22 protein-coding genes are annotated in these 22,155 nt (G+C 35.3%); 11 read left to right on the top strand and 11 right to left on the bottom strand.

Annotated features, from left to right (window positions below; all coding sequences use genetic code 11):
- Window positions 1-4: 4 nt before the first annotated feature.
- The 4 genes from OD90_RS03665 to OD90_RS03650 all read right to left on the bottom strand — a co-directional run bounded on the left by OD90_RS03665 (window position 5) and on the right by OD90_RS03650 (window position 5,180).
- Window positions 5-1,828 carry an ABC transporter ATP-binding protein gene (locus OD90_RS03665; protein WP_144666729.1) on the bottom strand — a complete coding sequence of 608 codons (1,824 nt, stop codon included), beginning with the start codon at window positions 1,826-1,828 and terminating at the stop codon, window positions 5-7.
- A 37-nt stretch (window positions 1,829-1,865) separates the two neighbouring features.
- Complete coding sequence (locus tag OD90_RS03660) at window positions 1,866-3,593, bottom strand: phospho-sugar mutase (protein WP_144666726.1); 1,728 nt, start codon at window positions 3,591-3,593, stop codon at window positions 1,866-1,868.
- 102 nt (window positions 3,594-3,695) lie between these two features.
- Window positions 3,696-4,637, bottom strand: a complete 942-nt coding sequence (locus tag OD90_RS03655) for a glycosyltransferase family 2 protein (RefSeq protein ID WP_144666723.1) — start codon at window positions 4,635-4,637, stop codon at window positions 3,696-3,698.
- A gap of 9 nt (window positions 4,638-4,646) precedes the next feature.
- Window positions 4,647-5,180 carry a DUF4199 domain-containing protein gene (locus tag OD90_RS03650; protein ID WP_186434706.1) on the bottom strand — a complete coding sequence of 178 codons (534 nt, stop codon included), beginning with the start codon at window positions 5,178-5,180 and terminating at the stop codon, window positions 4,647-4,649.
- Window positions 5,181-5,361: 181 nt separating this feature from the next.
- Here OD90_RS03650 and OD90_RS03645 point away from each other — a divergent pair, with 181 nt between their 5' ends.
- The 3 genes from OD90_RS03645 to OD90_RS03635 all read left to right on the top strand — a co-directional run bounded on the left by OD90_RS03645 (window position 5,362) and on the right by OD90_RS03635 (window position 8,098).
- Window positions 5,362-5,613, top strand: a complete 252-nt coding sequence (locus OD90_RS03645; protein ID WP_144666717.1) for a type B 50S ribosomal protein L31 — start codon at window positions 5,362-5,364, stop codon at window positions 5,611-5,613.
- A gap of 186 nt (window positions 5,614-5,799) precedes the next feature.
- Window positions 5,800-7,128 carry a signal recognition particle protein gene (gene ffh / locus OD90_RS03640; protein ID WP_144666714.1) on the top strand — a complete coding sequence of 443 codons (1,329 nt, stop codon included), beginning with the start codon at window positions 5,800-5,802 and terminating at the stop codon, window positions 7,126-7,128.
- A gap of 76 nt (window positions 7,129-7,204) precedes the next feature.
- Window positions 7,205-8,098, top strand: a complete 894-nt coding sequence (locus tag OD90_RS03635; protein WP_144666711.1) for a bifunctional 5,10-methylenetetrahydrofolate dehydrogenase/5,10-methenyltetrahydrofolate cyclohydrolase — start codon at window positions 7,205-7,207, stop codon at window positions 8,096-8,098.
- Window positions 8,099-8,282: 184 nt separating this feature from the next.
- On the opposite strand, the gene OD90_RS03630 is transcribed toward OD90_RS03635, so the two are convergent.
- The 4 genes from OD90_RS03630 to OD90_RS03615 all read right to left on the bottom strand — a co-directional run bounded on the left by OD90_RS03630 (window position 8,283) and on the right by OD90_RS03615 (window position 11,611).
- Window positions 8,283-8,567 (bottom strand): hypothetical protein, encoded by a 285-nt coding sequence (locus OD90_RS03630; protein ID WP_144666708.1) that lies wholly within the window; start codon window positions 8,565-8,567, stop codon window positions 8,283-8,285.
- Window positions 8,567-9,253 (bottom strand): hypothetical protein, encoded by a 687-nt coding sequence (locus OD90_RS03625; protein WP_144666705.1) that lies wholly within the window; start codon window positions 9,251-9,253, stop codon window positions 8,567-8,569. Before OD90_RS03625 ends, OD90_RS03630 begins: the two co-directional genes overlap by 1 nt.
- A 142-nt stretch (window positions 9,254-9,395) precedes the next feature.
- On the bottom strand, window positions 9,396-9,788 hold the full coding sequence (locus OD90_RS03620) for a PUR family DNA/RNA-binding protein (protein ID WP_144666702.1): 393 nt from the start codon (window positions 9,786-9,788) through the stop codon (window positions 9,396-9,398).
- Between the two features lie 65 nt (window positions 9,789-9,853).
- A complete protein-coding gene (locus tag OD90_RS03615) occupies window positions 9,854-11,611 on the bottom strand; it encodes an ABC transporter ATP-binding protein (protein ID WP_144666699.1) in 1,758 nt (585 codons plus the stop codon).
- A gap of 215 nt (window positions 11,612-11,826) precedes the next feature.
- Between OD90_RS03615 and OD90_RS03610 the strand changes: the two genes are divergently transcribed.
- The 3 genes from OD90_RS03610 to yajC are packed head-to-tail and all read left to right on the top strand — an operon-like array spanning window position 11,827 to window position 13,543.
- Window positions 11,827-12,738 carry a transcription antitermination protein NusB gene (locus OD90_RS03610; RefSeq protein ID WP_261374458.1) on the top strand — a complete coding sequence of 304 codons (912 nt, stop codon included), beginning with the start codon at window positions 11,827-11,829 and terminating at the stop codon, window positions 12,736-12,738.
- A gap of 47 nt (window positions 12,739-12,785) precedes the next feature.
- Window positions 12,786-13,241 carry a DUF1573 domain-containing protein gene (locus tag OD90_RS03605; RefSeq protein ID WP_144666693.1) on the top strand — a complete coding sequence of 152 codons (456 nt, stop codon included), beginning with the start codon at window positions 12,786-12,788 and terminating at the stop codon, window positions 13,239-13,241.
- Between the two features lie 5 nt (window positions 13,242-13,246).
- The gene (gene yajC / locus OD90_RS03600) at window positions 13,247-13,543 is read left to right on the top strand and encodes a preprotein translocase subunit YajC (protein ID WP_144666690.1); all 297 of its coding nucleotides are present in this window, start codon (window positions 13,247-13,249) and stop codon (window positions 13,541-13,543) included.
- A gap of 145 nt (window positions 13,544-13,688) precedes the next feature.
- On the opposite strand, the gene OD90_RS03595 is transcribed toward yajC, so the two are convergent.
- Both OD90_RS03595 and OD90_RS03590 read right to left on the bottom strand, forming a co-directional pair.
- On the bottom strand, window positions 13,689-14,153 hold the full coding sequence (locus tag OD90_RS03595) for a DUF1572 family protein (protein ID WP_144666687.1): 465 nt from the start codon (window positions 14,151-14,153) through the stop codon (window positions 13,689-13,691).
- 203 nt (window positions 14,154-14,356) lie between these two features.
- Entirely contained in the window at window positions 14,357-14,767 is a 411-nt protein-coding gene (locus OD90_RS03590; protein ID WP_144666684.1) for a DUF4293 domain-containing protein, read from the bottom strand.
- Between the two features lie 200 nt (window positions 14,768-14,967).
- Here OD90_RS03590 and rho point away from each other — a divergent pair, with 200 nt between their 5' ends.
- From rho to OD90_RS03565, 5 genes are all read left to right on the top strand, one after another.
- Window positions 14,968-16,677 (top strand): transcription termination factor Rho, encoded by a 1,710-nt coding sequence (gene rho, locus OD90_RS03585; protein WP_144666682.1) that lies wholly within the window; start codon window positions 14,968-14,970, stop codon window positions 16,675-16,677.
- 254 nt (window positions 16,678-16,931) lie between these two features.
- The gene (locus OD90_RS03580) at window positions 16,932-17,198 is read left to right on the top strand and encodes a DUF2061 domain-containing protein (protein WP_144666679.1); all 267 of its coding nucleotides are present in this window, start codon (window positions 16,932-16,934) and stop codon (window positions 17,196-17,198) included.
- A 5-nt stretch (window positions 17,199-17,203) separates the two neighbouring features.
- The gene (locus OD90_RS03575) at window positions 17,204-17,830 is read left to right on the top strand and encodes a phosphoadenosine phosphosulfate reductase family protein (protein WP_144666676.1); all 627 of its coding nucleotides are present in this window, start codon (window positions 17,204-17,206) and stop codon (window positions 17,828-17,830) included.
- A 9-nt stretch (window positions 17,831-17,839) separates the two neighbouring features.
- On the top strand, window positions 17,840-18,775 hold the full coding sequence (gene cysD, locus OD90_RS03570) for a sulfate adenylyltransferase subunit CysD (protein WP_144666673.1): 936 nt from the start codon (window positions 17,840-17,842) through the stop codon (window positions 18,773-18,775).
- Window positions 18,776-18,877: 102 nt separating this feature from the next.
- Window positions 18,878-20,119, top strand: a complete 1,242-nt coding sequence (locus tag OD90_RS03565; protein ID WP_144666670.1) for a sulfate adenylyltransferase subunit 1 — start codon at window positions 18,878-18,880, stop codon at window positions 20,117-20,119.
- A gap of 9 nt (window positions 20,120-20,128) precedes the next feature.
- On the opposite strand, the gene OD90_RS03560 is transcribed toward OD90_RS03565, so the two are convergent.
- Window positions 20,129-22,000 (bottom strand): SulP family inorganic anion transporter, encoded by a 1,872-nt coding sequence (locus tag OD90_RS03560; protein ID WP_144666667.1) that lies wholly within the window; start codon window positions 21,998-22,000, stop codon window positions 20,129-20,131.
- Window positions 22,001-22,155: the final 155 nt, after the last annotated feature.

Here is a 22,155-nt window from a genome sequence, read left to right as displayed (position 1 = left end):
ACATTTACTCAAAAGATTGCATGGCTACCAATTTGTGATAAACACCTTTTTTATCTAATAATTCTTGATGCCTTCCTTGTTCTACAATTTCCCCTCTTTGCATGACAACAATCGTATCTGCATTTTGAATGGTAGAAAGTCTATGTGCGATTACAATAGACGTTCTATTTTTCATCATGTTTTCTAAAGCTTTCTGTACGAGTCGTTCACTTTCGGTATCTAGTGCAGAGGTTGCCTCATCTAAAATCATTATTGGCGGATTCTTTAAAACCGCTCGAGCAATAGATAAGCGTTGCTTTTGACCTCCACTTAGCTTATTACCACTGTCGCCTATGTTTGTATCTAGTCCGTTAGGCAATTCCTTTACAAATTCCCAAGCATTTGCAATCTTAAGAGCATCGATAATCTCTTCATCAGTAGCATTTTCTTTTCCTACAATCATATTGCTTCTCAACGTATCGTTAAAAAGAATTGCGTCCTGAGTAACAATACCAATATTCTTTCTAAGATTATTTAATGACATATCTCTAATATCAACCCCATCAAGAGTAATAGTTCCATCGACCACATCATAAAAGCGGGTTAATAAATTTGCAATTGTGCTTTTTCCGGAGCCAGATTGACCCACTAGCGCTATGGTTTTTCCTTTTGGTACGGTGAGGTTAAAATTTTTAAGGACTAATTGATCTTCATACTTAAATGAGATATTAGAGAGCGCAATGGCACTCTCAAAACCATGCACAGGTATTGTAGTTTCTTTATCTGCAATAGTATTATCTGTCTCTAAAATTTCTAAAATTCGCTGTGCAGAGGCATTACCGCGTTTTACACTATAACTAGCTTTAGAAAAGGCTTTTGCAGGAGTGAGAATTCCATAGGCTAGTCCCATAAACGCAATAAAAGTAGGGCCGTCTAAAGTTCCTTTCGTGAGCACCATATTACCACCAAACCATAGTAAAATACCTATTACGACAATGCCTAAAAATTCACTGATAGGTGAGGCAAGAGCTTGTCGTTGCATGAGACTATTTGCAAAGTCATTGTATCGTTTTGTACTATTTTCAAAACTTCTTTGAAACCTTTGTTCTGCATTAAAGCTTTTTACAATCTTGAGGCCTCCTAAGGTCTCTTCTAGTTTAGAGAGCAGTTCTCCTTGCTCACGCTGTACACGATCAGATTTTTTCTTAAGTCGTTTACCTACTAAAGAAATTAAAAAACCCATTATAGGTATAAATGTAAGGACAAATACAGCTAGCTGTGGACTTAACAAGAACATTGCCGTAAGTGCAAAAATGATAGTGAGAGGTTCACGTACAATAAGCTCTAGAATGCTTAAAAATGAATGTTGTACTTCTTGAACATCAGAGGTAACACGAGCAATCGTGTCTCCTTTTCGTTTTTCTGTGAAGTAGGCTACAGGTAGCAAAATAATTTTTGCATACATCGCATTCCGGATATCTTTTAAGACACCGTTTCTTAAGAAAGTGATGAAATACATAGCAAAATAACCAAAAAGATTTTTAAGTAAAAAGGTGCTTATTATGAAAACAATCATAAGAGTAAGCGCTTGTTCTTTGTCATTTTTAGCAATTTCAGTGACATAGTAACCCAAGGAATTCTCCATAAAGTCCTTAGCATTAAGAATACCATCCCATTCAGGTTTAGCAGTGACCATTTTAGTTTTATCAAAAAGGACTTGTAGCATTGGTATGAGTGCTACAAAGCCTAATGTGCTAAAGAGTGCATAGAATACATTACAGATGATATTGAGAATACCATAAAATTTGTAAGGCATTGCGTAAGAAAGAATCTTCTTAAAATATTCCATAGAGTGTTTCCGCGCTTACGCGAAATCTTTAATTTATTTAAACTCCTAAAGTTGTTTTAATTTGAGCTATACGTTTGTCTAATGAATTAGAAACCTTTTCATAATCACTTAGTGATTTGAGAGGGGTATTTACACTAATGTAAAATTTAACCTTAGGCTCTGTACCACTTGGTCTTGCAGCTATTTTACTTCCATCTTCTGTATAGAAAATAAGAACATTAGATTTTGGAACATCAATAGTACTTTCTTTGCCAGTAGCAATATCCTTCGAGATAGAAGTTTGGTAATCTTCCATACGAGTAACTTTACTACCATTAATTTCCTCCATAGGGTTTGAACGTAAGTCCTTAAGCATTTGCTTAATTTCTTGAGCACCAGACTGACCTTTTTTAACAAGCGAAATAAGGGATTCTTTATAAAACCCATGTTTTAGATATAGCTCTTTTAAAACGTCAAAAAGTGTTTTTCCGTTTGATTTTGCTTCGGCAGCTATCGTACAGGCGAGTAGGGTAGCAGTCACAGCATCTTTATCCCGCACAAAATCACCTACCATATACCCAAAACTCTCTTCACCGCCTCCTATAAAATGCTGTGAAGGATAATCTTCAATCATTTTTGCAATCCACTTAAAGCCCGTAAGTCCCACTTTGCACTCAACATCGTAAGACCTTGCAAGTTCTTCCATCATTGGAGTGGAAACAATAGTACTTCCCACAAAAGGTTCTGGGTGCTGATTTTCGCTTTCGCGAAAGCGTGCTGCCAGATAATCTGTCATTAAGATCATGGTTTGATTACCATTAAGAATAGTGAGTCTACCACCATCTCCTCGTACGGCTACACCCAGTCTATCACAATCTGGATCTGTACCTATTACAATATCTGCGTGTACTTTTTCTCCTAATTCTAACGCCATTTTTAGAGCAGCAGTTTCTTCTGGATTAGGAGAAACTACAGTCGGAAAATCTCCATTAGGTTCTTTTTGTTCTTCAACTATGTGAAGGTTTGTATACCCTGCTTTTTTTAGCGTATCTGGCACCAGAGTGATCGAAGTGCCATGTAATGATGTAAAAACGATAGAAAGGTCTTCTTTCTGCTTGTTTGATAAACCGAAAGATACATTTGCGACACTCGCATCTATAAATGCTTGATCTACTTCGCTGTCAATAAGATCTATTAATGAGTCATTTCCATCAAATTTGATATCACTAAAATTTAAAGATTCTATGACATCAATTATTTCTTCGTCTTGAGGTGGTACTAATTGTCCGCCATCTTCCCAATAGACTTTGTATCCATTATACTCTGGTGGATTGTGGCTGGCAGTAAGTACAATGCCACACTGGCATTCTAAATGACGCACTGCAAAGCTTAATTCTGGAGTAGGACGGAGGTCAGAAAACAGATAAACCTGAATCCCATTAGCTGAAAATACATCTGCAACTACTTGTGCCAGCTCTTTGCTATTATGGCGACAATCGTATGCAATCGCAACTTTAATCGCCTTTCCAAAAAATTGTTGTTTAAGATAATCAGAAAGTCCTTGAGTATTTTTTCCTAAAGTGTATTTATTAATGCGATTGGTGCCTACACCCATAACACCTCTCATTCCACCCGTACCAAATTCTAGATTTTTATAAAAGCTATCTGCAAGCTCTTCTGGATTATGTGCAATAAGTTCTTTGATGGTATTTTTTGTTTTCTCATCAAATGTATCTGTAAGCCAAGTGTTAGCTTTTTCAAGAATTACGGGATCGTGATGTATCATGTAAATTTCTATTTAAGAGAGTGTCAAAAATACGATTTTATGGGAGGAATAACAGTCAGCGTCATGCTAGAATACGTAAGCCAAATAGCCCTCGGTGAGTTGTTATAGTGTTTCTTTGATTATATAGCGTTGCTTATCTCTTTTAGATCTTAGAATAAGTTCGCCTATAAATCCAGCTATAAATAGCTGTACACCAATGAGCATGGCAACAAGTGCAATATAAAATTGAGGTCGTTGTGTAATTAGTCTTCCTGTTGGATTAAGAAAAACTTTGTCTACCCCCAAATAACCTGCAAAACTAAACCCTACAATAGACATTAGAACACCCAGTGCGCCAAAGAGGTGCATGGGTCTTTTTCCAAAACTACCTAAAAACCAGATGGTAAGTAGGTCTAGAAACCCATTAATGAAACGCTCCATACCGAATTTTGTCTCACCATATTTCCGTTTTTGGTGCTGTACTACTTTTTCCCCTATTTGAGAAAAACCTGCGTTTTTTGCAAGTACAGGTATGTAACGATGCATCTCGCCATATACATCTACCGTTTTTATCACTTCTTTTCGGTACGCTTTTAAACCACAATTAAAGTCATGTAATTTGAGTCCGCTAGTTTTTCTTGCGGCTGCGTTAAAAATTTTGCTAGGAAGGTTTTTTGCAATTACAGAATCGTATCGTTTCTTTTTCCATCCAGATACTAAGTCGTACTTCTCATCTACAATCATCTTATAGAGTTCTGGAATCTCCTCAGGATTGTCTTGTAAATCTGCATCCATCGTAATGATTACATCACCTTGGGCTGCTTCAAACCCTGCGTGTAATGCTTGTGACTTCCCGTAGTTACGATTAAACCGAATGGCTTTTACTTCTGTATGCTTTCGCGAAAGCGTATCAATCACTTCCCACGATCCATCGGTACTGCCATCATCTATAAAAATGACTTCGTATGAAAAGCCATTGGCTTCCAGAGTATCTGAAAGCCAGTGGTGTAATTCTTTTAAAGAGTCTACTTCATTGAGTAGAGGTATGATGATGGATAGTTGCATATGAAAATTTTATGCGTCTGCATATGGATTGTCCTTTCGCATAATAAGTCCAGCAATAAGGGAAATAATGAACCCAAAAAATAATGAGAATAAAATACTAATTGGTATCATAAAACCCAATTTTGTAAAATTTTCTTGGAAAGATAATGTCTGTTCTATTTGAGTTTCAGTCATATCGGGGTATTGCTCTAGCACTTGATCTCTTACCACACCTAATGCTAGTTCTGAATAATTGGGCTCTAACACTTGTGTTAAAACTAACGTCCAAACAACTCCAATTAGCCCAGATATTAATGCAATTCCTAAACCTATTTTTAAAGCTTGGCCAAGTTTCAAAAAGCCCCCATTAGCTTTTTTGAATGTTTTTAATCCCATTACAGTAACTGCAATCATGATAACAAAGCTTAGAACGCCTAACGACCAATGTGGTGCTAAGAAATTGTTGGTTACATATAGTATTACTTGAAAAAGAATCATAATAATCCCTAGAAGTAAACCATATTTGAGCATTACATCTTTAGTAGAGGTTGTATTGGTATCCATATTATATAATTTTTTGGTTATCATTAATTGGTAGACAAATATACAATAACGTTACATCGTGCCTTTAAAAATTGTAACTTCGTGTCGAATGAAAAATATTTTAAAAAAATTAGTTGTCGGTTTTTAAAAGTTTTGTAAATTTGCACCTCGAAAAATCGAATAATTTTAAGTACTATATAAGATGAAAGCAGGAATACACCCAGAAAATTTTAGAGTAGTAGCATTTAAGGATATGTCTAATGATGAGGTGTTCTTAACAAAATCTGCTGCAGAGACTAAAGAAACAATCGAAGTTGAAGGAACTGAGTATCCTTTAATAAAACTAGAAATTTCTAGAACGTCTCACCCATTTTACACAGGTAAAGCTAAGCTTGTAGATACAGCAGGACGTATTGATAAGTTCAAAAATAAATACGCTAAGTTCAAGAAGTAATTCTTACAACTTAACTTCTATACCAAGCCTCTCTATTTATTTAGAGAGGCTTTTTTAATGCACTGTTGTGGAACATTAATACGGTAATTTTTTAATTATAAACTTATCCTCTTTTCAAAGCTAATTTCTTACTGCATAATCCCTACAAATCCTTAAATTTGCAACCTTTACCATAAGCAATAAACTATGTTTGATAATTTAAGTGATAAGTTAGATAAAGCGTTACACGTACTCAAAGGACACGGCAGTATTACAGAAGTAAACGTTGCCGAAACTTTAAAAGAAGTACGTAGAGCGTTAATTGATGCAGATGTTAACTTTAAAACAGCAAAGGATTTTACAAACCGTGTAAAAGAAAAAGCATTAGGTTCTGACGTATTGACCACATTACAACCTGGTCAATTAATGGTGAAAATTGTTAAGGACGAACTTACCGAATTAATGGGAGGTGATGCAGAAGGTATCAATCTTTCTGGAACACCTTCTGTCATTTTGATGTCTGGACTACAAGGTTCTGGTAAAACAACGTTTTCTGGTAAGCTTGCTAACTTCTTAAAAAACAAAAAAACTAAGAAACCTTTATTAGTTGCCTGTGACGTATATCGTCCAGCGGCGATTGACCAGCTTCATGTTGTAGGAGATCAAATTAAGGTAGATGTATATTCTGATCGTGATGAGAAGAATCCTGTTAAAATTGCTCAAGATGGTATTGCTTTCGCGAAAGCGAATGGTCATAACGTAGTCATTATTGATACCGCAGGTCGTCTTGCAGTTGATGAGGTGATGATGAATGAGATTGCAGATGTACATAAAGCAATCCAGCCGCAAGAAACTTTATTTGTGGTTGACTCTATGACGGGTCAAGATGCTGTAAACACCGCAAAAGCGTTTAATGATATTCTTAATTTTGACGGAGTTATCTTAACAAAATTAGATGGTGATACGCGAGGTGGTGCTGCAATTTCTATTAAATCTGTTGTTGATAAGCCTATTAAATTTATAGGTACAGGAGAAAAGATGGAAGCGATAGATGTATTCTATCCATCACGTATGGCAGATCGTATCTTAGGGATGGGAGATGTTGTATCTCTGGTAGAAAGAGCTCAAGAGCAATTTGACGAAGAAGAGGCTAGAAAGCTTCAGAAGAAGATTGCTAAGAATCAATTCGGTTTTGATGATTTCTTAAAGCAAATTGCTCAAGTAAAGAAAATGGGTAACATGAAAGACCTTATGGGAATGATCCCTGGGGCTGGTAAAATGCTTAAAGATGTAGATATTGATGATGATGCTTTTAAACATATAGAAGCCATTATTCACTCTATGACTCCAGGCGAGCGCACAGATCCATCTACGATAAACGCGAGTCGTAAGAAAAGAATAGGGAAGGGGTCTGGGACCTCTGTACAGCAAGTTAATCAGTTACTCAAACAGTTTAATCAAATGAGTAAAATGATGAAGATGATGCAGGGTGGCGGTGGCCGAAAGATGATGCAAATGATGAATCAAATGAAATAAATCACATTAAAAAAGGCGCCTAAATTATAGGCGCCTTTTTTAATTTTATATTAGTATAAATAAAATAGTTATAGCTATGACAATTTTAGACGGAAAAAAAACTTCTAATGATATCAAAAATGAAATCAAAATAGAAGTTGACAGAATGAAGAGTAATGGAGAGAAGGTGCCACATCTAGCCGCTGTTATTGTGGGTAATGATGGTGCTTCCCTTACCTATGTAAATAGTAAAGTAAAAGCTTGTGAACGCGTAGGTTTTGAATCTACAATGGTAAGAATGCCCAATACAACTAGCGAGATTGAATTATTGGATAAAATAGAAGAACTTAATAATGATCCTAACATTGATGGGTTTATCGTTCAACTTCCTTTGCCTCCACAAATTGATACTCAAGAGGTGTTATTAGCAGTAGATCCAGATAAGGATGTAGATGGTTTCCATCCAACAAATTTTGGGAAAATGTCTTTAGATATGAGTACGTTTATTCCAGCAACCCCATTTGGAATTTTAGAATTGTTGGACAGATATGAAGTAGAAACAAAAGGAAAGCACACGGTTGTAATAGGTAGAAGTCATATTGTAGGAAGACCCATGAGCATACTAATGGGCCGTAAAGGATTCCCAGGCAACTCAACTGTGACACTAACACATAGCCATACAAAGAACATCACTCAAATTACTTCTCAAGCAGATATTATTATTTCAGCTCTTGGAGTACCAGGATTTTTAAAGCCAGAAATGGTAAAGGATGATGCGGTCATCATTGATGTAGGTATTACTCGTGTTCCAGATGAAACTAAGGAAAGAGGTTATTATATTACTGGAGACGTTGATTTTGAGGGTGTAAGTAAAAAAGTATCTTTTATTACACCAGTACCAGGCGGTGTGGGGCCAATGACGATCGCCATGCTTTTAAAAAATACACTTCTTGCTAGAGAGCGACATAGAGCTGCTTCAAAAAAGAAATAAGCAAGAACTTAACAGTTCAAATATTGTTTTCTAAGTTTTAAGTTGAAAAACTATAAATATGAAAAAGGAGCTAAAAGCTCCTTTTTTTATGTTTGAGATTTTAATGTAATAATTATAACCTTTCTTAAAAGAGTCTGTATGATAAACACTTGTAATATAACCCTTTGCCTCTAAGGAAGCGTTGTTAATTATCAAGTCCAAAGAATACAGGAATCGAAACATATAACATAATTATAATACCAATCAAGCTTATGATCCAGCTATATTTTCTAATAATTAATCTGGATAAATAGTAAAGACATACGGTTATCACCGTTACAATAGAGGGAATCCATACAATCGCTAGTTTCACTAATCCGTTCACGTCATCGACAGAGACGTATAAAAGTGTAGTTGTAAGTGCCCAAAAGCAGAGGATGATAAGAATATTAATTCTGAGGCTTATAGCAAGTTTATAAATAGCTTCCATTATTTTATAACTGTAATGTCAGTAAAATAGAGTTTAAAATCGTCTTTTTCGTTTCTGTGCATAGTGGCAATGTTTAAGCCTTCTATATTTTTATAATCTTCAAATGTAGTTATCATTGATGGCTCTGGATTGTTTCCTCTTCGGTACACCCATTCTGTAATCATATAGTCATCACCGTAGAAATAATCATAGGCATCTCCTGGTGTATATCCTCCATCATTAGAATAGACAGTTGTGAGTTTTTTTGATTGCTTTCGCGAAAGCGGACTTGTTACTCCTTCTGTAGTTTCAATGGTTAATCCTTCGTCCCAAGCTAGTTGATAGGGTGCGAGTAACCAGAATTTATCATTTACAAATCCTTGATCTGCTCGTAAAGAAGTGCTATCAATTAATGATCTATTATAAGTGATAGTGTCTGTGTTGTTTATCATTGTAACGTCACCAGTTTTGGGTTTCCAAGACCATGACCTCTTAGCTACGTTTTTTCCGCCTCGATCTACATTAAATGTAAAATCTAGCTGGGTAACTTTATCCCAATTTGCTATTCCGTTATTATTTGCAATTTTTTCTGCTTCAGATAATTCTGTAGTTTCTTTAGTGGTAGTAGGTTCAGTTTCTCTATTTGTTGTTTTTTCAACACAGCTTAGAGAAATAAATGCGACTGCATATAGTAGGTGATATTTCATAAATTTTTAATGATAGGGTTTGTTTTTATTCTTCCTTCAAAGGTACAATTTATGGGTTTACGCAATAAAAAACTCAACTAAAATAGTTGAGTTTAAAAGTTTTAACCTTGATATAGATTATAAGAACTTAGCTAAGGATTAATTAAATATCATCAAAGCTTACATCTGTAAATTTTTCTGCAGTAGGTGGTTCAGAACTCACAGCGCCATTATCAACAGCTTGTGGGGATTGAGATCGAGAATAATCACTTTGATGTCTTTCTGAGATTACATCTTCTCCTTTTTCGTCAAGAATATAAGAGGTCATCTCTTCTAGATTTTCTGTAAACCCAGCAAAATCTTCTTTGTAAAGGTAAATTTTGTGTTTTTTAAAGTGAAAAGAGCCATCATCATTTGTAAACTTTTTACTTTCTGTAATTGTGAGGTAGTAATCTCCAGCTTTTGTAGAGCGCACATCAAAGAAGTAGGTACGTCTTCCTGCTCTTAATACTTTTGAAAAAATCTCCTCATTATCACGTCCATCGTAATCACTCATAGTATTGAATTGTTAGTTTTGTTTTGTCAAAAATGGTAAAAAATTAGCCGTTGCCCAATTTTTTTTTAAATTTCTTTCTCGTCAAGCTGTTTTAAATATAGTTCTTTGTAATAGCCATCTGTTTCTATAAGCTGATTATGAGTGCCTTGTTGTGTAATTTTTCCATCTTCAAGTATTAAAATTTTACTGGCATTTTTTGCCGAAGATATTCTGTGGCTTACAATAATAGTAGTAGTGTTATTTGTAAGTTGAACAAGATTGTTAAGAATTTCTTCTTCAGTCTCAGTATCAACTGCACTCAAACAATCATCTAACAAAAGAATCTTTGGATTTCCTATAAGTGCTCTAGCAATAGAAACTCTTTGTTTTTGCCCTCCAGAAAGTGTGATACCACGTTCTCCTAATACCGTGTCGTAACCATTCTTAAAATCAGCTATATTTTTATGAACCGAAGCTGCTTTTGCAAATTTCACTACTTCTTCATAGCTAGCTTCTGTATCACCAAATTTTATATTCTCTCCTATAGTGTCAGAAAATAAGAAAGCATCTTGGGGTACATATCCTATTTCTGATCGTAAACTATCAAGATTTAATGCGGTCATAGCCATGTCGTCGATTTGTATGGTACCTTTTGTGACATCATAAAGTCTGCCTATTAGCTCGAGGATAGTAGACTTTCCAGAGCCTGTGGGACCTATTATAGCAAGCGTTTCTCCAGGTTGAACTGTGAAGTCTACCTTTTGTAAGGCTATAATACCTGTGTCTGGATATTTAAAAGTAACATCTTTAAAAGATATTTTTCCAGTAATTGTGATGGGCTTTAAAGAAGGATTTTTGATCTCTGGTTCTATGTCTAGAAATTCATTGATTCGTATTTGTGATGCTTCTGCAGCCTTTATGATTGAGGTGACCCAACCTACCGTTGCCACAGGCCAAGTAAGCATATTTACATACATTATAAACTCGACAAGGGTTCCTAGTTCTTTTATTGTTCCATCTATATATTGTTGTCCACCTACAAAAATAACAATGAGATTACTCGCCCCAATAAGCCCTACCATAAGCGGAAAAAAGAAAGCTTGCACCTTCACAAGGTTTAGGTTTTTGTCTTTACTATCTTCACTCAGCTGTGAGAAATCTTTAAAAGTACTAGTCTCTAAAGTGTATGCCTTTATGACAGAAATGCCACTGAAAGATTCTTGAGTAAATGTGGTAAGCTTTGAGAGGTACTCCTGTACAATTGTACTGCGTACATGAATCGCACGACTCAATTTATAAATTGCGATTGATAAAATGGGAAGCGGTATTAATGTGTAAGCCGCTAGGGATGGTGCCATACGGACCATATAAGGGATTACCACTGCAAACAGAACTAAGGCTTGTAATAAATACATGATCGCTGGCCCTACATACATCCGTACTTTGCTTACGTCTTCAGAAATCCTATTCATCAGATCACCCGTACGATTATTTTTGTAAAAACTAAGGCTTAATTGCTGATATTGGTCATATACATCATCTTTGAGGTCTGCCTCAATGAAACGAGAAACCACAATAATCATTTGTCGCATTAAAAATGTAAAAAATCCAGACAACAATGCAGCGCCTAGTAATAAACCTAGTTTTATAAGCATACTAGCCTTAAGTCCAGAAAAATTTGTGTCATTAGAACGTATGTATTGCTCTACATCATTGACTATATCACCTACGATATCTACATTAAAAACAGCAAAGACTCTTGCTGCAATTACTATAAAAAAACCACCTATAAGTCGCCATTTATATCTTAAAAAATATTTATTGAGGGATTGTAATGCGCCCATACAATGTGCTGTCGTTTTTTAGAATTTGCTAAGGTCGCACTTTTTTAAAACCTATGCGAGTGAATTATCTATGAACATAATTTATAAAATGGCTTAAAACTTTTTAAAATGCTGTATTTTTGCACCGATTTAAAAAGAGTGATTTTCATTTTTACAAACCACACTAAAAGTTCTTTGTCGCTATGTTAAACAGACGCCATATTCGTGTCAAGGTAATGCAAACCATTTACGCTCTGCAAAGCAAAGAGCAATTTGATCTACAAAAGGAGGATGCATTTACTGTTGAAAGTATGAACCAGATGTATAATTTATACCTCTTAATGTTTGACTTGATGGTGGAGGTACACGCTTTCGCGAAAGAAGAGCAAGTGAAGATTTCAAAGAAAATTCTTGCGACTGAAGAAGAAAAAAATCCTAATACACGATTTATTAATAACGAAGTATTAGTTAAAATCTCTGAAAATTCAAGTTTACGTGATGAATTGAGTAAGCGTAAATTAAAAAACTGGCGTACTAACGATGAGTATGTTCAAGTAATTTATAATGAGCTTATTCATAGTGATCTGTATGCGTCTTATATGGAAGCTACAGAAACTAATTTTAAGAACGATAGAAAATTCTTAATTGATGCTTATACAGAAGTTATTGCTCCCAACGAGAAGTTATATGATTACATAGAAGATAGTCGTCTTACTTGGGTGGATGATATTCCTATGATAAATATGGCTGTTTTAAAACGTTTAGGTAAAATAAAACCAGCTTCTCCAGAGACAATGCTTTTGCCAGAGCTTTTCAAAAACGAAGATGACCAATCGTTTGGTACTGAGTTACTAGAGAAAACTGTCGCTTTTAATGATTTCTTATCTAAAGAAATAGAAGCAAATACTCCTAATTGGGATAATGAACGAATTGCAGATGTTGATATGGTACTTATCAAAATGGCGCTATGTGAGTTCTTAAAATTCTCTACGATACCTGTAAAAGTAACGATCAATGAGTATTTAGAAATAGCAAAAGAATATTCTACGCCTAAGAGTAGTATCTTTATTAACGGTATATTAGACAAGCTCGTAAAACAATATGAAGTAGAAAATAAGTTAAAGAAAGAGGGTAGAGGTTTGAAATAGTTAAGATTTTATTACTTTTGACGATCGTTTAATAAAATAAAAGAACAATGAAAAAAGGTTTATTAGTATTAGGAGTACTTTCAGCTATGTTATTTACTTCTTGTAAAGAAGATGCTGCTAGTAAAGTAAAAGAAGAAAATGTAGAGGTTGCTGCTGCACGTGATGCTCAAGCAACTACGTATCCTGTAATTTCTTTTGATGAAACAGAATTTGATTTTGGAAACATTGATAAAGGAACTACAGTAGAGCATAAATTCACTTTTACTAACACTGGAAAAGCTCCATTAGTAATTGTAGATGCAAAGAGTTCTTGTGGTTGTACAGTTCCTGAGTATTCAAAAAATCCAGTAGCTCCAGGAGAAAAAGGAGAGTTACTAGTAAAATATAATGGTAGCGGAACAAACCAAGTAACAAAAACAGTTACAATTAAAGCAAACACAGAGGCTGGTACAGAGACTGTAAAAATCAAAGCTTTTGTAAACGCTCCAGCAGCTACTAAATAATTAGCATGGGTGAAGGACTGCAGGGTATTTTAGGCCCACTCTTATTGTTTACGGTATTTATAGTATTTTTTATTGTATTACCGCAACGTAAGAAAATAAAACAAGAAAAGAATTTTGATAAGGATCTAAAGAAAGGAGATCGTGTTATCACTAAAAGTGGTTTGCATGGTAAAATTCTTGAGCTTCATGATAATGGATCATGCGTTATAGAAACGATGTCTGGCAAATTGAAGTTTGAAAGATCTGCTCTGTCTATTGAGATGACACAATCACTCAACAAGGCAACAGAAGTCAAGAAATAAATTCTTTTAGAATTTTACTTTAAACCCTCGCATAATGCGAGGGTTTATTGTTTTGTAGCTATAGTACTCAAGCTTAAAATTGTGAGATAAACTCATTAAGAAAACGCTTTTTTATATTTAAGACATAAACAGTACTTGGTAAAATTTATTCAATCATTTTTTTTAAGAGAACAATCTGCCCTAAATGATAGTAACAGTGCTCAATCATAGTCCTTATGTTTTGGGTGTAGCTTCCATAACGCTCAGCTATAAAATGTTCCCTAAGTTTGGTTTCTGGGATGGCATCAATGAGTTGAGCCAATTCTTCTGTATCCTTCCAAAATTTATTAAGAAAATCTAACCAATCTTTTTGAGAACGTATCTGTGAGAACTTAAAGCTATATTTATCTCTAATAGCCAAATTGCCTTCTACTATTGCATCTCTAACACCCTCTATGTAGTAATGAGTGTGTTGAGCTAGTAAAGATATCGTATTTAAATCATCTATTTTTTTAGTTGCTTTGTTAATATCTACACTTTGTAATTGTTCTTTGTAATTTGTATTTGCTATTTGGTTTCCACCTAAAACCACTCCTCTAAGTCCTTTTGCAAGTTGATTACTAGGTGTCATAATATAATTATTTGCATGTTAAAATAAGTATTATAAGCATAGTGTTTTATAAGATTTTAAGATAAAAAATTATCATCTACCTTGTGGATATTTATATTAGAATTATGCTATTTTAAACTCTTTAGCTATAAGTAGAAGTCACAAAAAAAGCCCTTCATAAATGAAAGGCTTTCTACGCACTAATAAAACTAAGAGTTATAGGTCTATCGCAATCGATCCACAGATTTTACAAGATCTTCATCGCGCTTGATTGCCTTATTTGCTAAGACTAGTAAAACGATAGAAACAAGCGGAATGAGCATCCCAATACCTTTCTCAAGAACCGCCGTTCCTCCAGATAAGATTTGTGAGTCATATATCAATACACCTAATAAAACAAAGTTCAATAAGATATTAAGGCGTCCTAAGACGAATTGATTTTTTCTAGTATTCCATAAAAATATGGAAATAAATGATAGTACAGCACTAATACTAAAAAGAGTTATATACAATACATTATCTGTAGCCCATACTGAATCACCATTTATATCTGAATACAGACTAAAGGCAAAAGGTAAGCCAAGAGAAACTAGTGAAGCTACTAATAGATATATGGTTTGAATGCGTTGTATCAAAGTATGTTTTTTTATATAAAGACAAAAATAAGTTTCATTTTGTGATATTGCTAAGAAAAGTTTAAAAATAAAATTGTATCATTGCCTCGTAAATATGTAATGAGCTCTCCGCGCGTTATTTGCTTACCAAAATAATTTTGTCAAATTCTTCTTTTGGCAATTCTCAATTCATTCAATTATTAATTCACTCTAGTTACTAGATGTTCGACATTACAGAATTAAAAGCAAAGAAGCTTCCTGAACTTCAAGAAATTGCAAAAGGCATTAACGTTCCAAAATATAGAACGTTAAAAAAATTAGACCTCGTTTATAAGATTTTAGATTTGCAAGCTGCAGATCCTACAAAAGTAGAGGCTGTAGCCCCAAAGGCAACAGAATCTTCTCCTAAAGAGGCAACAAAAACAGAACGTAAGCCACGTGCTCCGCGTACTTCCAAACCTTCAAAAAAAGAAGCTTCAGATGATTCTTCAGTTTCAAATGAAAGCAAATCAGATACGAAAGCGGTAAAACGACAGCCTGCTAAAGGGAAAGGAGATGATGCTTCTCAAAAGCGCAGTCACCAAAAGGATGACCGTAGTAATAAAGAGGATCGAAGCAGTAAAGATAATAGGCAGTCTAATGATAAGCGACAGTCTAACAACGATAAGCGCACGTCACGTGACAATACACGCTCTGGCAACAATCGAAGTAAAGACAATAATAACTCAAATTCAAACAACCGTAATCGCAATCAAAAAGGTGGTCACAATGGTAATAAAGATAGTCGTAATCGCTATCGCGAGCCAGATTATGAATTTGAAGGCATTATAGAAAGTGAAGGAGTATTAGATATTATGCAGGATGGTTACGGTTTTTTACGTAGCTCAGATTATAATTATTTAGCTTCACCAGACGATATTTATGTTTCTCAATCGCAAATACGTCTTTTTGGACTTAAAACCGGAGATACTGTATTAGGTGTAATACGTCCTCCAAAGGAGGGAGAAAAATACTTCCCACTTATAAAAGTGAGTAGGATAAATGGGCTTAACCCTAATATTGTTCGTGATCGTGTTTCATTTGAACACCTTACACCTCTCTTTCCAACAGAAAAATTTAATTTAGCAGAGCGTCAAGCAAGTATATCTACTCGAGTGATGGATATGTTTGCGCCTATAGGGAAAGGGCAGCGTGGTATGATTGTATCACAGCCAAAAACCGGAAAAACAATGCTTCTTAAAGATGTGGCAAATGCTATTGCAGCAAACCACCCTGAAGTATATCAAATTGTATTACTCATAGATGAGCGTCCAGAGGAGGTTACAGATATGCAACGTAACGTTAAAGGTGAAGTGGTTGCTTCAACTTTTGATAAAGAAGCGCATGAACATGTTAAAGTTGCAAACATTGTACTAGAAAAAGCAAAACGCTTAGTAGAGTGTGGTCATGATGTAGTGATACTTCTTGATTCAATAACACGTCTCGCAAGAGCTTATAATACGGTGCAGCCAGCATCCGGAAAGATTCTTTCTGGTGGGGTAGATGCAAACGCTTTGCACAAACCAAAGCGATTCTTTGGAGCAGCTCGTAACATTGAGGGTGGAGGATCACTTTCTATTATTGCAACTGCCCTTACAGAGACAGGCTCTAAAATGGATGAAGTGATTTTTGAAGAGTTTAAGGGTACTGGAAATATGGAATTACAATTAGATCGTAATATCGCAAACCGTCGTATTTTTCCAGCTATTGATCTTACCTCTTCATCTACACGTCGTGATGACCTTCTTCATAGTAAGGATACAACACAAAGATTATGGGTACTGCGTAAGTATTTAGCAGATATGAATCCTGTAGAGGCCATGGAGTTTATGAGCGATCGTATCAAGAGTACAAAGAATAATGAAGAATTTCTTATTTCAATGAATAGTTAATTAGAAAAGACTAGGATTATATTAATTATCAAACCTTTCAACTTTTTGTTGAAAGGTTTTTTTTATGGGCACAACTGATTAACTAAGTTGGTAAATTACCTCAACTGATTTAGTGAATATATCTCTGTTAGAATACTGTTTATAAAAATGGACGTTAAAAGCAAACATAAATCTTGGTAGTCTATTATAAATTTCCGTTTTTTGCATTATAATCTACTAATCCTATAGGTTAATAGATTTAATTATTAAAAGCAATGGTTTTAGATCAATTATTTCGATTAAGAGCAAAAGAACACGAGAAGTCTTATTCGCAACATAGTATTTCGGAAAGACCTTTACGTAGTATTTTTAAGGCTTTAAGCTGGCGGCTTATAGGAACTATTGATACCCTTCTAGTTTCTTATTTTCTTACAGGGGAATGGTTACTGGCTTCTTCTATTGCATCTGTTGACTTTCTAACAAAACTTATCTTATACTTTGCTCACGAAAGAGTATGGAATAGAATTAATTGGGGGAAATAATACAAATGATTATGTATACAAAGGATAATATAAATGGGTTTAATGATCAACATAGAGAATCATCTCCTCAAGAGATTATATCTTTTGCACTGCAACTTGCAGAGCGACCTGTAATAACCACAAACTTTAGACCCTATGAGGCTGCCATATTACATGCCTGTACTTCTGTTAAAGAGAATATTTGTACAATATGGTGTGACTCTGGTTATAATACTGAGGCAACTTATAGTCATGCTCAAGAACTCATAGATAGTTTAAACTTAAACATATCACTATATGTTCCAGCTCAAACAGCTGCATATAGAACATCCATTATGGGTATTCCAGAGATAAACGATAAGAGACACGCTTTATTTACAGAACAAGTGAAGCTTGAGCCTTTTAAAAGAGCTATGGCTGTACATAGGCCAGATGTATGGTTTACTAACTTACGCAAAGGCCAAACAGCCTTAAGGGATTCGTTGGATATTTTCAGCTTAGGTAAGGATGGAATTCTCAAAGTAAGTCCATTCTATCACTATACAGATAAAGAGCTAGATGTCTACTTAGAGAAAAACAAACTCCCTAATGAGTTTGATTATTATGACCCTACAAAAGTTCTAGCCCACAGAGAATGTGGCATTCACATATAATTAATACACATGCAATCAACAGTAAAACGTGACATTCATAGCGTAGGAGAAAGTCTTGCAATAAATCCACTAGAAAGCGAAGCTGTTTATATTTTTAGAGAGGTAATAGCTCAGTTTGAGCGTCCAGTGCTACTATTCTCAGGGGGAAAAGATAGTATCACTCTAGTGAGACTGGCACAAAAGGCATTTTTTCCATCAAAAATTCCATTTCCGTTACTTCATATAGATACAGGACATAATTTTCCAGAGACGATCGCCTTTAGAGATCAATTGGTAGAAGACTTAGGTTTGACACTTATTGTGCGTAACGTGCAAGATAGTATAGATGCTGGTAAAGTGATCGAAGAGACTGGAAAATATGCTAGTAGAAACAGGTTGCAAACTATTACGCTTTTAGATGCTTTAGATGAATTTAAATTTGACGCTGCTATTGGTGGAGCGCGACGCGATGAAGAAAAGGCTAGAGCAAAAGAACGTATTTTTTCTGTAAGGGATGATTTTGGTCAGTGGGATGAAAAAAATCAGCGACCAGAACTATTTGATTTTTTAAATGGCAATATTGATCACGGTCAGAATGTACGTGTCTTCCCCATAAGTAACTGGACAGAGCTTGATGTTTGGAGTTACATTCATCAAGAAAATATAAAAATCCCAAGTATTTATTTTGCTCATAAACGTCCTACATTTTTTAGAGACGGCATGTTATGGTCAGCCCAAGATGATGTGGTGTATCGTGCAAAAGACGAAGAAGTCGTAGAGCGCACTGTACGATTCCGTACAGTAGGCGATATGTCGTGTACTGCGGCAATATTGTCGGATGCAGATACCCTAGAAAAGGTAGTGGGGGAGATCCGTTCTTCTACTATTTCAGAACGAGGTGCGCGTATTGATGATAAACGCTCTGAAGCAGCCATGGAGAAAAGAAAGCAACAGGGTTATTTTTAAAACCGCTTTCGCGAAAGCGTAAAAGAAAAAAATTGAAACCTATTACGGTTCTGACACTGTATTTAAAACAAAAAAAGAGCTTTAATAGCACCACAAATAATTATGGAAGTACTAAAAATAGCCACCGCTGGAAGTGTAGATGATGGGAAAAGCACCTTGATAGGGCGACTGCTTTATGATACAAAATCATTAACCACTGATAAACTTGAAGCTATAGAGGAAAAAAGCAAAGCAAATGGATTTGATTATATAGATTTTTCATTAGCTACTGATGGTCTTGTAGCAGAGCGGGAGCAAGGGATCACTATAGATGTTGCACATATTTATTTTTCTACAGCAAAGAAAAGTTACATTATTGCAGATACCCCAGGACACGTAGAATATACACGTAATATGGTAACTGGGGCTTCTACGTCTCAAGCGGCAATTATTCTTGTAGATGCTAGAAAAGGAGTCGTAGAACAAACCTACCGTCATTTTTTTATTAATGATTTGCTTAGAGTTAAGGAGATTGTGGTTGCGGTTAATAAAATGGATCTTGTTGATTATAGCGAAGAGATTTTCTCTACTATTATTGGAGAATTTAAAAAAATTGCTGCTAAACAAAGTTTCAAAGCGCAAAAAATTACCTTTATCCCTATAAGTGCGCTCAATGGAGCAAACGTGGTAAAAAAGTCAGAAGAAATGCCTTGGTTCAAAGGGCTTTCTATTTTAGATCATCTTGAAGCGCTTACACCTTCTGATAAAGAGATGAAGGGAGCCCGCTTTTCGGTACAAACTATAATTAGACCTAAGCAAGATGAATATCATGACTTTAGAGGTTATGCAGGCAAAACTATGGGTGGTGACTTGAAGGTAGGGGATCAGGTAATGGTACTACCCTCTGGAAACTGCTCTAAGATAAAAGAAATACAGTTTTATAAAACATCTTATAAAATAGTTACAGCTGGGACCTCGTGTACAATCACACTAGAGGATGATATTAATGTGAGTAGGGGTGATGTTTTGGTACTTGCAGATCACGCTCCAGAATTGACAAAACAACTCACAGCGAGTGTTTGCTGGATGGATACCTTACCGTTAAAGGTAGGAGCAAACTATAAAGTCCAGCAGGGTACATCTCAAATACTTGCAAAGGTTAGGCATATTCATTCTCGATTACATACAGACTTTTCTGGTGAGGAAGCTTGTCAAGAGTTAACACTTAATGAAGTCGGAAAAATTGATGTACAGCTTAGTAAACCATTTTTAAAAGATAGTTTTGCGAGTCATAAAAGCACAGGTTCTTTTATATTAATAGATCCGCAGTCTAATGCTACTGCGGGAATAGGCTTTATTGAATAGAACTGTTTTCTAGATTTTTGTATCAAAAACACCAGATAATACGTGGTAACGAGGGTCATCAACACTTTCTTCAATCACTTTGTCAAATTTAGGGGAAGCCTTGCGCATTAAGTCCTTACATTCGGTACTTAAATGTTTTAATACTAAATTTTTGCCTGCAGCCTCGTATTTTTCTAGTAATACAAAAATGGCTTCCAGTGCAGAATGATCTGCAACTTTGGCTTCTATAAAATCAATTTCAACATTTTCAGGATCTCCGTTTACATCAAATTTTGAGTTAAAACTCTGAATGCTTCCAAAGAATAGTGGACCCCATATTTCATACACCTTCGTGCCATCAGGTTTCATTTTCTTTCTAGCTCTAATTTTCTTTGCACTACTCCAAGCAAATGATAATGCAGAGATAATAACTCCTACAAAGACAGCTATTGCTAAATCAAAAAATACCGTTACTGCAGAAACAATGATTAATACAAAAGCATCTAGTCTTGGTATTTTTTTAATGATTCTAAAACTCGACCAAGCAAAAGTTTCTATGACCATCATAAACATAACGCCTACTAATGCAGCAATGGGTACTTGCTCAATAAACTCATCTGCAAATAAAATAAAAGTAAGTAAAGTTACCGCCATTACTACTCCTGATAATCTTCCTCTTCCTCCAGCATTTATATTAATTACCGTTTGACCTATCATCCCGCAACCTCCAGTTCCTCCAAAAATGCCACTTACTATATTACCCGCTCCTTGAGCAACACATTCTTTATTTCCGCTACCTCTCGTCTCTGTCATTTCATCTACGAGATTCATAGTCATCAATGTTTCTATAAGTCCAACAGAAGCCGCTAAAAATGCATACGGAGCGATAAACTTCAAAGTGTCTAAGTTAAAAGGAAGATTTCCCCATAATTCTAATACATTAAGTTTGCTAGAAATCTCGGCAATACCATTTAACCCAGCACCTCCACCATCTCTTATAAACTCACCAACATTAATAGATTCTACACCTCCGAAAACTGAAATTAAAGTTACTATTAAAATAGCTGTCAAGGCAGCTGGTATTTTTGTGGTCAGTTTTGGTAAGCCCCAAACCATAAGCATTGTTAATAAGACCAAGGCAATCATTGTGTATAAGGTTTTTCCTTTCATCCATGACTTTACAACACCACTATCAGATACAGAGTAGAAACCATTTTCTGAAGCGTTAAACACAACTTTTTTTGTATGTATATCAAACACTTGTCCATCAGATACTAAAAAAGCTTCTTTATTAGTAGCTTTATTAATTATGGAGTTCCCTTCAATAACAAATAAAACAGTGTTAGAAACAATATCTCTTACTTCGTTATTAGATACGCTATATACCATTTCTTGAGACTCGGTATTACGCATGTTTTGATCAAAGGCATCTTTCTTATTTTCTTTAAACATTCCTAGTTGCGCAAGAAATATCACAATCGCTAGACCATTTACAAATCCCATCATTACGGGGTGTGGAATCAAGCGCACAAATTTTCCTAACTTAAATAATCCAGCAAAGACTTGAATGATCCCCATGAGTACGACTGCTGCCAGTAAGTAGAAATATCCCATATTTTCAACGGGTTGATCAAACAGCAATCCCTTTGCGTGTCCCACTTGTATCATATTTACAAAGATAACAGCAACCGCTCCTGCAGCTCCAGAAATCAATCCTGGTCTTCCTCCAAAAAGTGCTGAAATGATTCCTATTACAAATGCACCAAATAAAGCTACAATGGGGCTTATTTGAGCAACAAAAGCAAAAGCTACTACCTCTGGTATCATAGCTAAAGAAACTGTGATACCCGCAGTGATATCGTTCTTAGGATTTGAGGTAAAATTGTCAAAAATGCGCTTCATAGGGCTGTTTTTAAGAAGCCGCAAAGATAGGATTTTCTTAATCGTAATAAGAAGTCATAATGATCAAATTACGTAATCGTTTTCGAGCCATTCAGGGTTTGCTTCATACGTGCTTTACATAGCGGTAGTTTAAAAGAGAACAATTCAGTAGCGTA

The sequence above is a fragment of the Dokdonia sp. Hel_I_53 genome, from assembly GCF_007827465.1.
GTDB lineage: Bacteria > Bacteroidota > Bacteroidia > Flavobacteriales > Flavobacteriaceae > Dokdonia.
Note: the sequence above shows the minus strand (reverse complement) of the source record. Positions and strands in the feature narration are given on the sequence as shown.